The organism is Leptolyngbya sp. BC1307 (genome assembly GCF_002286735.1).
In the GTDB taxonomy this organism is placed as follows: Bacteria; Cyanobacteriota; Cyanobacteriia; order Phormidesmidales; family Phormidesmidaceae; genus Phormidesmis.
This window is the reverse complement of sequence record NZ_NRTA01000008.1, coordinates 120,644-133,950: the sequence shown is the minus strand read 5'-3', so window position 1 is coordinate 133,950 and position 13,307 is coordinate 120,644. Positions and strand designations below refer to the sequence as shown.

Below are 13,307 nucleotides of genomic sequence, written 5' to 3'. Positions count from 1 at the left end.
ACCCGATAAGCATTAGCTTTGAAGGCAACTGCTATGAAACAGGAAACTCTCTGGGTAACCGGGGAATCCCCGTCTCTTCAGAGCGGGGAGTAGTCAAAAGACATCTGCTTGATAAGCTGCTTGGCTGTGACCTCATCTTGAGTCCCAGGGTAAAAGCGCTTGCGTTTTCCTTCGAGGGTGAAGTCTATACGGTAGTTGCCCTTGTCAGTCGTCAGATTAAATTTCATTTTCTAGCGTCTAGTTGGGTTTAGACGCCAGAACCTATACAAATCAAGTGGTTGAGATTTCTACCATTTTTCTACCAACTTCCTCAGCTTCTTACCCATTTTTGCTGCCTAAGACTTGAAAGCCTGTGATAATCTTAGTAAGCGATTGCTCACAGTAGAGCAACATCGCGGGATGTGGCGCAGTTTGGTAGCGCACCTCGTTCGGGACGAGGGGGCCGTGGGTTCGAATCCCGCCATCCCGATTGAGCTGAAAATTTGTCGAGTAACGGTTTAGCTGTCGTGACGTTCCATAACGGGTTGCTCCCCAGAGCGCGCAAACGGAGCTGTGGCAAGCACCCTCTAGGTATAGTTGAGTTGCTAACGTTCTGTCGCTATGGTTCAACCTGTCCCCTCTACAGACAGCGGTATTGCCGGACCTCCACTGGCCCCTGCCCCTCCCCCACTTGGGCTCGATCTCTCGGCGGTACTTGAAACCCTAGATCAGGGTCTGGTGGTTTGCGATCGCGACCAAACCATTACCCTGGTCAACGCCGCCGCCCGCCGCTTACTGGGCCTGGGAACTGGCGAACTGACCGCCGCTAGTCTGACTGAGAAGGTGAGCATTTACATACCAGGCGATCGCACCCCGCTGCCCAGCGATCGCCTGCCGCTGTGGCGGGGGCTAGAGGGCGAAACCCTGGGCGATTTGGAGCTGGCGATCGTACATCCTCAGGGCGATCGCTACCTGGTGCTGGTCAACAGTCGCCCCCTGCTCGACGCTAGCGGCCAAACCCTAGGGGCGGTTATGGGCCTCTACGACATCACCCAGCGCTCCCGGACCGAAACCGCCCTGCGGGCCAGCAATCAGGGACTCCGCACCCAGGCCCAGCAGCGCATGGAAGACTTGCGGGCCGTCAATCTTCAGCTCCAGCAGGCCGAGGCCACCCTGCGCCTCTTCTACGACCTGCCGTTTTTGGGCATGGCTATTATTGCCGCCGATACCCAGACCTGGGTGCGGTTCAACAATCATCTCTGCGACATGCTGGGCTACAGCCGCAGCGAGATCCAGCAGCTGACCTGGGCTGACCTCACCCACCCCGACGACCTACCCCCGGCCCGCGACCAGTTTGCTCAGCTCGAAGCCCGCACCGACGATAGCGGCACACTCGAAACCCGGTTTTTGCGCAAAGACGGTCTGATCATCTACACCTCCCTAGAGATTAAGGTCATTCTCAAGGACGACGGCAGCACCGACTTCTTTGTCACCACCATCAAAGACATCACCCAGCGCAAGCTGGCCGAAGCCGCCCTGATGGAGAGCGAAACCCGCTTTCGCGCCACCTTTGAGCAGGCGGCGGTGGGCATCGCCCATATGGCCCCCGATGGCCTGCTGCTGTGGCTCAACCCTGCGCTGGGTGAGATTCTCGGCTACCCTCATCATGAGCTAATTGGGGAATCCTTCCACGAGATCATTCACCCCGACGACCGGGCCGACGACCAACGCTACCTCGACGAGATGTTGCAGGGCCAGCGCCAGAGCTACACCTGGCAGCAGCGCTACTTCTGCCAAGATGGCTGCTTAATTTGGGCCAATCTGACGGTGTCGCTGGTGCGCGACCCGATGCAGCAGCCCAAATATTTCATTGTGGTGCTGCAAGACATCACCTTGGCTAAGCAGGCTGAAACTACCCTTCAGCAGTACGCCCACCGCCTGCGGGGGCTACACGATATGGACCGGGCCATTCTCACTAACTTTGAACCCCAGGACATTGCCCAGTCTGCCCTGCAGCTGCTCAGCCAGCTGCTCAGATGCCCTCAGGGCATGGTCGCCCTGTTTAACAAAGACATCCATCTGGGCGAAATTTTGGCCAACACCAGCAGCCCCACCCCGACCACCGCCCCTCTATTTCCCCACCGGTTGGTGCTACCCATAGAAGATTTTGTCCTGGCCCAGAGCCCCCCCTCCACCTTAGTTGTTCGGATACAAAGCCCTGAGCAGCTGACATCGCCCCCAGCCGTTTTGCAGCGGTTTACAGCGACCCCGGTACAGTCGGTGATGACAATTCCTCTGGTGGCCAACGGGGATGTAATCGGCGAGATTACCCTGACCTCGCCGCACCCGGCCCACTTTAGCGACGACCACGAGCAAGTTGCCCAAGAGGTGGCCAACCACCTGGCCATTGCCCTGCAAAATGCCCGCCTGTTTGAGCAGGTCAGGCACGATCGCGCCCGCCTGCATGCCCTCTCAAGCCAGCTATTAGAGGCCCAGGAAACCGAGCGGCGCTTTTTGGCCCACGAACTGCACGACGAGGTGGGCCAGGCCCTCACCGCCGTCAAACTCAACCTGCACCGCCTTGATCGCATCGTTGACAGCACCAAAGCCAAAGCCCCCCTGCAAGACTGCCTCTTGATCGTCGATGGAGCGCTCCAGCAGGTGCGCGACCTCTCCCTTGACCTGCGCCCCTCTATGCTCGATGACTTGGGCCTGGTACCCGCCCTGCGCTGGTACATCAACCGCCACGCCGATCGCACCGGCCTGCAAGAAACCCTGGTGTGCGACCCGCCCCCCGAGGGGCTGCCCGCTGCCACCGAAACCGCCTGCTTTCGCATTGTGCAGGAGGCCCTGACTAACATTGCCCGCCACGCCCAGGCCCAAACTGTCACCATTACCCTGGGGCAAACCAACCACACCCTGTACCTCTCCATTCAAGACGACGGGGTAGGGTTTAACCTGGAGGCTATTGGCCAGGCCAAAACCGAAGGCACCAGCCTGGGCCTGCTGGGCCTGGAAGAACGAGGCCGGCTAATCGGTGGGCAGTTGACGATCATCTCTGCGCCGGGAGAGGGCACCCAGATTTCGCTGCGGGTGCCGATTCGGGCTTAAGGGAAGGTGTCGGGGGCAAGGACCATGGGCACATCTCGTTTGTCAGTGAAGTGGGCCTAGGCACCACCTTTACTGTTGTTTTACCCCTTTTACTATGGAGTGACCCTCATGGCTAAGATTCTGGTGATCGAAGACAAAGCTGGGGTACGCGACAGCATCGTTGATATTCTCAACGCCGAAGACTTTATCGTTGACAGCGCCGCCAACGGCGAAGAGGGCCTGCGCCAAATTCACGAGTTCAAGCCCGATCTGGTAATTTGCGACATCATGATGCCCGTGCTCGACGGCTTCGGCGTCTTGAAGCAGATTCGTCAAGATCCCGGCTTGGCCACCCTGCCCTTTGTGTTTCTTACCGCCAAGGCCGAACGGGTTGACTTCCGCGACGGTATGGACCTGGGGGCCGACGACTACCTCACCAAGCCCTTTACCCGCGATGACCTGCTGCGCATGATTCAAACTCGCCTGGGGGCCCAGCGGGCGGTCGAAGAAAAAAACCAGTAGCCGCTATGCGCTCTGCGCATAGCCCTGGTCAAGGGCTGGGTGTCAGTGGCTTAGGGAGGGCCAATCTGCAATGTGCCGAGATCTATTAGTCCTTCTTGATTGGGGGCGATTTCAAATTGCAGCGGGGCGCGATCGCGCAGTCTAATCTCATAACGCCCTGAGGTAAACCCCAGCAGGGCAAACCGACCATTTCGGTTAGTAAACAGGGTCTGGGTCACCCAGTCAGCGTCTGACAACGAGACGACCTCGCCCGCCTGCAACCCCAGAGGTGCCCCGGCCTTATCCACCAGCACGCCCCGGACAAACGCCGAAGCTTCGGTACCGGCCATGATGAGCGTACCGCTGCGGTAGCTGGGCATAATCACATACTCATCGGCTCCCAGGTCGTAGCCTAGGGGGGCCTCTGGAGCGTCAAGCCGTACCCGCGAGACGTAGTAGGGCTGGAGATCGGGCAGCACCGCTGGGCCAAACCCATCGACTACGGCCCCATAGCCCTCCTGGCTGGGGTTGACCCCAATGGTTTGCCCCAGCCAGCGATCGCGCGGCACTACCAGCACAAAGCTGTTGGTAATTGGTCGCGACCAGCCAACGTGGCCATCGGCAAACACTAGGGCGGTACCAAGGGTGAGGCGAGTGGTGTTGCTGATGTTGTTGCTAGTAGTGGCCCCCGCCGCCGCGGTAGGCCAGGCGACATCGTGGGTCAGGCCCAGATCAAAGCGATAGTCGGTGTAGGTCAGCCGCCCCGACAGATCGTAACCCTGGCTCCCTCGATTTAGATCGAGCGCTAGACCAGGGCTTTGCAGTCTGCGCTCAGGGCTGCGGCTCCACGACAGACGATTGCTGATCGTCTCTGTGCTACTCACTGTGGTGTTGAGCGCCACCGACTGACGGCGTTGCGGCATCAGCCAAGACAGCCCTAAAAAGGCGCGAGTTTCATCCTGGCCCTGCTGATCGAGGCTGTGGTTGAGGTTGATACTGCCGCTGAAACCGTTGCCCAGCGATCGCGACAGCCCCAGGTTAGCGGTATAGCTATCTGGGCCATCTCGCCCTAGGCGATAGCCGCCGCCGATATTCAAGCTCGTGTCACCAAAAATGCGCTGACTGTAGGCGGCTGACAGGGTGAGCCAGTCGGGGCTGGGGCTGAGCGAACCAAAGGTAGTGAAGCGATCGCCCCGGTACTCTGCCGCCACTCGCAGCGATCGATTCGTAGCGTCTTGGGGGCTGGGGGGTAGCTCATACTGCAACCGCATGGCCAGGCCAGTGCCCAGTTCGCTGGTGTGGCTGGCCGCCACATCCCAACCCCAGTTGCCCACCGCCGATGCCCACACCCCATCGGTTTCCACCATTTGATAGGAGGGCGTCAGTTGCGCATAGCCGCCCAGGGTCAGTGTCGAACTCGCCCCCCAGCGATGGGCCAGGGCCAGCTGCGGCTCATCCCACTGGTACTGTCGCTGCCCGCTCAGGGTTCGGGTAGGAAACCCCAGATTGTAAGAAAACTGCTGCAGCCCCGGCGCTAACAAATTACCGGCTAAGGCGGTGGCAAAGTCGAGGCGCTGCACCTGCCCCAGGTCGTCGGTAATGACTAGCTGAATATTGTTGGCCCCGGTGCTCAGGGTCAGGTTGCGAATGTCTTGAGGCCCGGCCTCCAGCTGCAACTGCTGCACCCTGACTCCATTAATGTAAATTTCTACTTTGGCAGGCCGCTCTAAAAAGAACGTAAATTCCCCGGTGGGGCGGGTAATGCGATAGGGCTGCAAGCTGTAGTTGCGAGACACCGAAATACCGCCCAGCGGCACCACGGTCTGAAATGCCCCACTCACCGGAATCGATAAATCCCCCGCTATGTAGCGCAGGGCATTGACCGGGTCATCGTGCACCAGTCGCACATCGCCCCGACTAAACCTCGGCGCACCTCCTTCGATCGCGTTGGCGCGTCCCTCTAGTACCCAGCCCGATAGATTTAGCGCCCCATCGAGGGCAATGCGCAGGGGCTGCCGTCCGGTGCTCCCCGAGCCTGACCAGGCAATATCTTCGCCAGCCAAAATATTGAGGTACCCGCTGGCGGTGCTCACCGGCAGGGCATCCGCCGCCTCGGGGGGCAACCCAGAGACACCCACCACATTGGTGCGCCGCAGCGCCGCCGGAATTTGTAGATAAAGCTCTAGCTGGGTTTGATCAAAAACAACCTCAATGCCTAACTGTTGCAGCTGGGCCAGGGGTAAGTAGCCTTCGCTGTCGGCGATCGCCATCAATTGGCTTTGCAAGTCTGGCTGCAAAATGGACGCGGTTTTGTCGAGCACCGGGGCGGCCTGTACCTGGCTGGCACTGCCCTCGGCAATCACCACAATCGCCTGCCCCTGGGGCTGATCGTTAATAAAAAAGGGCACAGCAATAGCCTGATCCTGCGGCGGCGGGCGGCCAAATACCCGCTCAAACAGTTCAGCCTCGGTTTCAGCCGATTCCTCTGTAGGTTCGGAAGACGGTGCAGTCGTCTGAATCGTCGCCTCTGCTAACGAAGGGGGATCTGCTATTGCCAGGGGCTGTCGGGCTCTAGAAAACGACGGTTGCGGAGCGAGTAAACCAGAGACTAAGGCATGGCCCCCAACCGCTTCAGGGGTGGGAGCCACGGCAATCTGGGGGGGTGTCAGGGCTTCAGCCGCAGCCGTAAGCACAGACTCTACCGGGGGGGGCGGCAGTGGATTGACCAGCAGAATCGGCGGCGTTGCCGTGAGGAGATAGGGCGTTAACACGGGGCAGGGCTTATCGCAGATCGAAGGTGGCGGTCACTGGCCCTACCGGCAACCCGGCTGGCCAGGGCACGGTAAATTGTCGCTGGTTTTGGGCCAGCAGGTTTTCGCCGCTTATCCCTTGCAGTTGTTCGGGGTTTAGGGTCACCGTCTGCCCGCCTGCCTCTGAGGTGAGGGTGAGGTGCAGGCCAGTCAGCAGTTGATGGGCTGTACCCTGGTTGTGAAACTGCACCACCAGAGCATCTTGGCCGTTGATGTTTTGATGGCTGGCGCTTTCGAGCACCACGTTGGGGCTGACGCCTCGGGGGGCAACGTAGAGAGAAGCCACAAAGTTATAAAGGGCATTAATTCTCACCACTGCGGTAGTGACTTCAGCTTCAGGCTCGTCGAAGGCAATGGACAACTGCTCGGCCATCAGTCGAAAGGGCAGTTCATGCTCTGGGTTAGGCTCGCCTAGCCAGGTGACTCGTACAGTCTGGACTTGACCTGGTTGCAGCAAAATTTGGGGTGGGTAAACCACAAAATCATCTTCTGCATCGGGGCGGGTTTCTCTGCCGTTCAAATCCATCTGGCGTTCGGTGACGCGAATTTCAATGGCGACAGGTTCATCGCCTGTGCTGCGCACCTGAAATGAGCCAGTGGAGCGAGAGCCGCTGGGTTCGAGGGTGAGGCTAGAGGGTGAGAGCTGATAGGTGGCATCGGCCCAGCTGGGTGGGGCCATCAATGCCCCTGCCCCCAGTAAAAGCGAGGCTAGACAGCCGATGGTTGCGAAAGTTTTCATTGTCGATTCTCCATGGAGTGCGGCGGAGAGACTAGGCTTAAAATTGCTGAAGAAATGCGGTAAATTACCCTAGTTTTTGTAGCTAACCACTGGGTTAATAGTGCATCTTTTCTAGCAATTTATTAGTCTCTTCAGGGATTTTTAAGGAATATCAAAATTGATTTATTTTTATTGGTTATTTAGGGTAAACACCAACGTATCTGAATAAGAGCCCGATGGTTTTCCGGCTATGTCGCTGGCTAGCGCAGTGGCCCGCACAGGCAGGGTGCAGCCTGTAGGGGGTGGGCAGGTCAGAGTTGATTTGGTCAGCACTGTAACATCGTTACCACCCGCCAGATTATTGACCTGAATGCCATCCACGGTCAAAGTGTAGGGAACGGCAGATGGATGAGTGCCATGGGAGAGCTTGCCGCCCTGGGTAGAGCGCACGAGCAACACCCACCCGGTAGCACTGTCAGACTGAATATGAACTGTGCCAAAGTCTTGATTAGGGTTACCGGCACTGAGACTGAGGGTAAAGCTACTGCCAGGGGTGTAATCAACAATGTCCAAGGCTAAAGCTGCTGCTGGGCATAGTGTGCTTAGCCCTAATGCTGCCGGTGCAAACCATTTTAAGAGGTCATAATTTCGCATTTTTTGCCCTCAAAAACACACCCATTGTGTGGAGATGCCCTAGAGCACTTCCACACAACTTGGTGATTAAGTCAGACCTTTCAAGCTAGCTCTAAATTCCTCAAGGAAGGATTATAGAGAGGTTAGGGTGAAGGTCAAGGTATCGGCATAGGTGCCAATAGGAACGAACTGGCCGACTGCGATGTCAGCAGTAACGGCAACACCAGTGACTCCTGCTGCTACAGCAGGGTCGTAGAGAGAACTGTGCAACAGTTCGTCAGTAGCTGCCGTCGCAAGGTCTACAGAGGCAGATGTCGAAGCGCCAATATTACCTGTTTTTAGCTGCGTGTAGGTAATAAGATCGGTGGGAGAGCCTACCTTGCGCAATTCGCCACCGTTAAGCGATTGCACATTTAAGGTCCAGCCAGCGGCCGCGTTGTCTTGAAGGTCTAATGTCCCCATGGGGTAAGCTGGCACGGCGGCCCCACCGGTAATTACTGTACCTGTCGCTGGGTTAAACGTAATGGCGTTAACGGCTGCGACAGTACCGGTTACTTCGCCGTTGTCAGTGGCTGCTAGGGCAGCAGGGCCAGCGAGTAGCGATGCGCCGATGAGCAGGCTAGAAGCAACTAGAATATTACGGAAGGTTTTAGCAAACATGATGTGTTCTCCTGAAGTGGCAAGTTTTGCCTGAAGTGAGTTTGTTGGCAGGGTATAGGTAATGCCCCCTGCGGCTTGCAGTCTGGGTTAGGTTTAGAAATACATTCCTCTTTGTAACTAAAGGAACAATCTCTTCCTCGACCAGAATGGCGGTAGTTTGCACTGAAATAGAGAGATGATCTGCTGAAGCTGTTGGCGAAAGTGCTAGTCGTTTCGATCTTCGAATAGCAGATGGGTGAACCGCTTGCTCTCGATCAGGTTTTTATCTCTTTCCTTCATGTTTACTACTTTAGTGAGCCTAACCAAATTAACCCACGTTAATTGCACCTAATTTTTGCTAGTGATATTTTCATAATTAGATTTTTTTGCGTAATTATGTTGAGATAATTAAAGAGTAAAAGCTATCTAGTTTAAGCTGCTTAATTTTGATAAAGAATATGTCGAAACGCAATTAAAAATCTAGCTTATTCTTAACTTTATAAGAATAGTTTCAAGGCCTTTCCGGATTGGCGAAAAATCGTATTTTGCCAGGCCTATACTAAGTTTGTATCGATATATTAAGCCCTTCCGGAGTTGTCAAAGATTGATTTTTTCTGCTTTTTGCGGAGTTGGCAATCTGCTCTTTAAGCATTGTGACCCCAGCCTACAGAGACATCCTCAGTCTCGCCATCCATAGCAGAGGCTGTTATAGCGGCTCCTAAACGGGTGAGGTGCAACAACTCCTGACTGGCGAGGGTTTCAGGGCTGAAAGCGTACCGCACTCGACCGAGAACCGCTATATGCACCCTAAAGTGATCAACGATCCCGGTGCTTTATTGAGGCGCACTTCCCTTATTGAAATGATTACTGCCCTGCTCACAGGCTTAGCTAGGGATAAAAAATGATTCGCTTATCCCTGGCTTAATCAACTTCCTAATGTCTACCCCAGGAAAATTTGCTGTTCGATTGTCTTGGTGGCGTCGTCTAAAGTTAGCGGCCTGTCAAATAAATATCCCTGACCGTACTCGCAATGCATAGCTGCCAATAAATTGTGCTGCGCTGAGGTTTCTACCCCTTCGGCTACCACATTCATGCCCAGGGCGTGGGCCAGGGTAATAATGGCTTGAACGATCGCCCCTTGTTCGGTATCGGCTTTGAGTAAAGCAATAAACGACTGATCGATCTTGAGGGTGTTGAACTTAAACTGGTGCAGATAGTTGAGCGATGAGTAGCCTGTGCCAAAGTCATCCATGCTGACTTGAATGCCGAGTTGCTGAAGCTCAGTCAAAACAGCGGTGGCCAAGCTGGTGTCGCTAATTAAAGTGCTCTCGGTAATTTCGAGCTTGAGGCGATCGGGAGCAATCTTAGCTGTCTCTAAACGTGTCTGAATATACTTGACCAAGTTGGGCTGAAAAAAATGATGGCTAGAGAGATTGACGCTAATCGTCAGGGGCGGTAGGTTGGGCCACCGCTGCTGCCACTGATGCATCTGCTCGCAGACCGTTTGTAAGCACCACTGATCGATGGCTACAATTAGCCCAGTTTCTTCGGCGAGGGGGATAAACTTCGCTGGAGAAATTATGCCTAGGATAGGGTGCTGCCAGCGTACTAGGGCCTCAAAGCCCACCAGCGTTTGGTCGCTCAAGGTCACAATGGGCTGGTAGTGAAGCAAAAACTCTTGGTTCTGGATGGCTTTATGCAGATCGGTTTCGAGCTGGAGACGGGCCACCATCTGATCGTGCATGGCGGGATGAAAGCTCAAAATTTTCCCCTGGCCCTGGCCCTTAGCCTGGTACAGGGCAGTGCCAGCTTCTTGCAGCAGCGTTTCGAGTGTAGTGTGGGCAGCGTGACTCAGGGAAATGCCCATGCAGCTAGTGAGAAAGACTTCGATCTGGTTGCAGTCGTAGGGGCGCTCAAGTTCGTGGCGTAGTTTGGCGGCGATCGCCTCCGCGCTGTCTGAGTCAGCCAACTGCCGCAGCACAATGGCAAAGGTGTCTTCGCCCCAGCGGGCCAAAGCGTGGGTAGATTTTAGGGCTTGGGCTAGCCGGAAGCTTACCTCTAGCAGCAGCAGCTCGCCTGTATCGTGGCCCAGGCTGTCTTTAATCGCCTGAAACCGATCAATATTCACCAGTACAACCCCGGTCAATTGGGAGGCTGACTCAGCGGCCAGCGCCTGGATGAGCTCTTGCAAAAGGTAATTGCGATTGGGCAGCCCGGTCAGCGGGTCGTGCATCTGAATATGATGGAGCAACTGCTCTAGCCCCCGCTGCTGGCCCTGGCTGTAGTCGGCCTGCCGCTGAAGTTCAATCAGTCTGACGCCCACCATCAGCTGAACCGCCATCTGCTCTAGGTGAGCCATAATATCCACGACCCTGGGGGCAAAGGGCGATCGCCAAAACCCCATCAAGTGCCCCCAGAGCTGCCCGTTGTACCACAGGGGAACAATCCAGCCACTGTCCATGTGCTGAAACTGTAAACTCTGCCCCAGAACGGCGGGCATCTGCTGTAGGGCAGTAGCGTTGAGACACTGGGTGTGCTCTGGGCCAGCCGAGCCCAACGCCCAGCGAAAATAGCGAGGGCATACCTCAGGCGTAAGGCCCTGGCCATAGACTGTAGCTAGCCGGCACTCATCGTCGTTCGACGACCGCTGGCTCACCGCTACCACATCGGCGGCGATCGCCCTACAAATCTTGGCCGTTGCGGTTTGCAACAGGTCGGGCAGGGTTGAGCAGCGCTGGAGGTAGGCACTGAACTCAGCGGCACACTGACGCAGGGGCTGGTCGGGGGCGACAGTCATGCCAAGGTAATCTGCTGCGGACTCAGCCGGGGGCACGAAGGGAATGTGCTGGTAGGCAGTGGTAAGAGACTGTGCCATAGCATAGTAAACAGAAATAGGTATACGGGAATAGGAAAATGGTGTCTGCAACCCGTTAGGGCAAGGGCGAAAAAACCGGAGCAAGATATATAACACCCTACTGGTGAAGCCAGCCCTGGCTTAACCCCGGTAACACACCGCTTAGAGAGTTCTAGCTTAGGCCTTGCAGGTGGCTTTACCCATCAGGAAATGCCTGAGTCTGGGGCAGATTATGCCTGAGTTAAGCCTGAGGCGAGGGGCATACCTGAGCCAGGGTAGTCAGTAGGGTTGCGCTATTGGGTGAGTCTAGGGTGGTCACTGCCACCTCGGCGAGGTCGCCATGGCCCAGGGCCACAAGGGGTAGCGCAGGCAAAATGTGCTGCATGCGGCGCAGCATGGCTGTGCCATTGAGAGTGGGCAGAGCCAGATCTAAGACCACGGTGCTCAGCTCGGTCTGGTGCTGAATAAAGAGCGCGATCGCATCGGCCCCTTCCTCCGCCACCAGCACCTGATAGCCGTAGCTCTCCAGCAGGGCGCGGTGCAGCTCACGAATTGGATCATCGGCCATGACCAAGAGCACCTGGGCACCTGGGCTTTCTATCCCGGTCGGCAGGAGGGGCAGATCGGCGGTGTCAACCCTGGCCGGTAGATATACTTCGACAGTGGTGCCCTCCCCCATCTGGCTATAGACCTCCAGCCAGCCGCCGCAGCCCTTGACCAGGCCCTGAGCCGTAGACAGCCCTAGCCCCGAGTGGCCTTCCTGGGCGCGAGTGGTAAAAAAGGGTTCGCAGCTGCGATCGCAGACTGCCGCCGTCATCCCTGTGCCCGTGTCGGCGATTGTCACTACCACATAGGCCCCGGGCGTAAGTTGGGGATGGTCGGGCGCTCCGTGCCACCAAATATTGCATGCCTCCAGGTGCAGGATGCCGCCCTCGGCCATGGCCTCCAAACCGTTGAGGCAGAGATTCATAAACACCTGGTTTAGCTGAGTGGCGTCGGCCTCCACAGTCCACAGACGAGGCAGCCGCAGCCGCGAGGTCACAGAAATATCCCTAGTGCAAATCTCTTTCAGGGTTTGCACCAGTTCCCCCAGCAGGTAGGTCAGCTGAATCTCTGTCCGCTGACCGCCCATCCCCTGGGCAAAGGTGAGCACCTGATCTGCCAGGCTGACACCCTGGCGGGCGCTGGTCTGAATGCGGCTGAGCCACCGCCGCCGCTGTTCGCTATCGAGATCGGGCTGCTTGAGCACTTCTGCCGCCAGCATGATTGGGGTGAGAATATCGCTGAGGTCGTGGGCCATGCCCTTGGCTAGGGTGCTAAGGCTTTCCAGGTGCCGCTCGTGCGATCGCTGCGCCTGCTGCACCAGATGGGCCGCTGCCTGCCGGTGGGCGGTCAGCTCTGTCTGCATCTGCTGGTACAGCTCTGCCTGCTGAATGGCTAGGCCCACCTGCACCGCCAGCTGCTGCATCATCTGCACCTCCGACTCCTGCCAATGGCGCGGAGCCGAGCAGTGTTGGGCCACCAACAGCCCCCAAAGGCGGCCCTTTGCCAGCAGCGGCACCACCAAATTGGCCCTTACCCCTAGACCTCTGAGCAACTCCAAATGGCAGGGTGTCAACCCCGCCTGCTCTACATCGGCCACTGCCTGGATGCGGCCCTGGGTATAGGCGCTGACCCATTTTTCGGCAAAGATTTCGTCATACACCCGCTGCCCTTTCAGCGGCAGACAGCGAGGGTCACAGTCTTCGACCTCTACTATCCCACTCCAGTCGGGCTCGAAGCGAAATAAAAACACCCGCTCTACCTGCAACAGCTGCCGCACCTCAGACACCGTTGTCGGCAGCACCACATTGAGATCTAAGGATTGATGAATGTGCTGCAGCGAACTGAATGCCTGCGCCAGGGGGTTGCGATCGCTGTGTCCAGCCCCCTGGCTCAGAACCGGCTGGGGCGTCTCAGGCGGCAGGCGGCGAGGTCCAACGGCCGACCCTAAATAGGCGGTACAGGGTTCAGTACCATCAACGCATGGATGCTTCATAGCGGCTTCCCAAAATTTCTATGCCCCCGACAATCATCCATTTGC

The 13,307-nt window shown here is 56.9% G+C and carries 9 protein-coding genes and 1 tRNA gene; 3 read left to right on the top strand and 7 right to left on the bottom strand.

Translation table 11 applies throughout. From position 1 onward, the window contains the following. Window positions 1–77: 77 nt before the first annotated feature. On the bottom strand, window positions 78–227 hold the full coding sequence (locus CKL79_RS23130) for a hypothetical protein (RefSeq protein ID WP_170943996.1): 150 nt from the start codon (window positions 225–227) through the stop codon (window positions 78–80). A gap of 168 nt (window positions 228–395) precedes the next feature. Here CKL79_RS23130 and CKL79_RS07250 point away from each other — a divergent pair. The 3 genes from CKL79_RS07250 (at window position 396) to CKL79_RS07240 (ending at window position 3,591) form a co-directional block, all read left to right on the top strand. After that, window positions 396–469: transfer RNA gene (locus CKL79_RS07250), tRNA-Pro, on the top strand. A gap of 131 nt (window positions 470–600) precedes the next feature. Next, the gene (locus CKL79_RS07245) at window positions 601–3,090 is read left to right on the top strand and encodes a PAS domain S-box protein (RefSeq protein WP_121968913.1); all 2,490 of its coding nucleotides are present in this window, start codon (window positions 601–603) and stop codon (window positions 3,088–3,090) included. A gap of 108 nt (window positions 3,091–3,198) precedes the next feature. Next, the gene (locus tag CKL79_RS07240; RefSeq protein WP_240518730.1) at window positions 3,199–3,591 is read left to right on the top strand and encodes a response regulator; all 393 of its coding nucleotides are present in this window, start codon (window positions 3,199–3,201) and stop codon (window positions 3,589–3,591) included. A gap of 50 nt (window positions 3,592–3,641) precedes the next feature. On the opposite strand, the gene CKL79_RS07235 is transcribed toward CKL79_RS07240, so the two are convergent. The 6 genes from CKL79_RS07235 to CKL79_RS07210 all read right to left on the bottom strand — a co-directional run bounded on the left by CKL79_RS07235 (window position 3,642) and on the right by CKL79_RS07210 (window position 13,262). Then, window positions 3,642–6,341, bottom strand: a complete 2,700-nt coding sequence (locus tag CKL79_RS07235) for a fimbria/pilus outer membrane usher protein (protein WP_121968912.1) — start codon at window positions 6,339–6,341, stop codon at window positions 3,642–3,644. A 10-nt stretch (window positions 6,342–6,351) separates the two neighbouring features. Beyond that, the gene (locus CKL79_RS07230) at window positions 6,352–7,119 is read right to left on the bottom strand and encodes a fimbria/pilus periplasmic chaperone (RefSeq protein ID WP_240518729.1); all 768 of its coding nucleotides are present in this window, start codon (window positions 7,117–7,119) and stop codon (window positions 6,352–6,354) included. Between the two features lie 168 nt (window positions 7,120–7,287). Beyond that, complete coding sequence (locus tag CKL79_RS07225; protein WP_141242170.1) at window positions 7,288–7,671, bottom strand: hypothetical protein; 384 nt, start codon at window positions 7,669–7,671, stop codon at window positions 7,288–7,290. Between the two features lie 192 nt (window positions 7,672–7,863). After that, the gene (locus tag CKL79_RS07220) at window positions 7,864–8,391 is read right to left on the bottom strand and encodes a hypothetical protein (RefSeq protein ID WP_121968910.1); all 528 of its coding nucleotides are present in this window, start codon (window positions 8,389–8,391) and stop codon (window positions 7,864–7,866) included. 919 nt (window positions 8,392–9,310) lie between these two features. Then, window positions 9,311–11,245, bottom strand: coding sequence for an EAL domain-containing protein (locus tag CKL79_RS07215; RefSeq protein WP_121968909.1), 1,935 nt, complete (start codon window positions 11,243–11,245; stop codon window positions 9,311–9,313). A 220-nt stretch (window positions 11,246–11,465) separates the two neighbouring features. Further along, window positions 11,466–13,262 carry a GAF domain-containing protein gene (locus tag CKL79_RS07210; protein ID WP_121968908.1) on the bottom strand — a complete coding sequence of 599 codons (1,797 nt, stop codon included), beginning with the start codon at window positions 13,260–13,262 and terminating at the stop codon, window positions 11,466–11,468. Window positions 13,263–13,307: the final 45 nt, after the last annotated feature.

Excerpts from the sequence above, each read along its gene's own strand:
- CKL79_RS07210 (WP_121968908.1), bottom strand. The coding sequence starts at position 13,262 with ATGAAGCATCCATGCGTTGATGGTACTGAACCCTGTACCGCCTATTTA.
- CKL79_RS07230 (WP_240518729.1), bottom strand. The coding sequence starts at position 7,119 with ATGAAAACTTTCGCAACCATCGGCTGTCTAGCCTCGCTTTTACTGGGG.
- CKL79_RS07215 (WP_121968909.1), bottom strand. The coding sequence starts at position 11,245 with ATGGCACAGTCTCTTACCACTGCCTACCAGCACATTCCCTTCGTGCCC.
- CKL79_RS07240 (WP_240518730.1), top strand. The coding sequence starts at position 3,199 with ATGGCTAAGATTCTGGTGATCGAAGACAAAGCTGGGGTACGCGACAGC.
- CKL79_RS23130 (WP_170943996.1), bottom strand. The coding sequence starts at position 227 with ATGAAATTTAATCTGACGACTGACAAGGGCAACTACCGTATAGACTTC.
- CKL79_RS07245 (WP_121968913.1), top strand. The coding sequence starts at position 601 with ATGGTTCAACCTGTCCCCTCTACAGACAGCGGTATTGCCGGACCTCCA.
- CKL79_RS07220 (WP_121968910.1), bottom strand. The coding sequence starts at position 8,391 with ATGTTTGCTAAAACCTTCCGTAATATTCTAGTTGCTTCTAGCCTGCTC.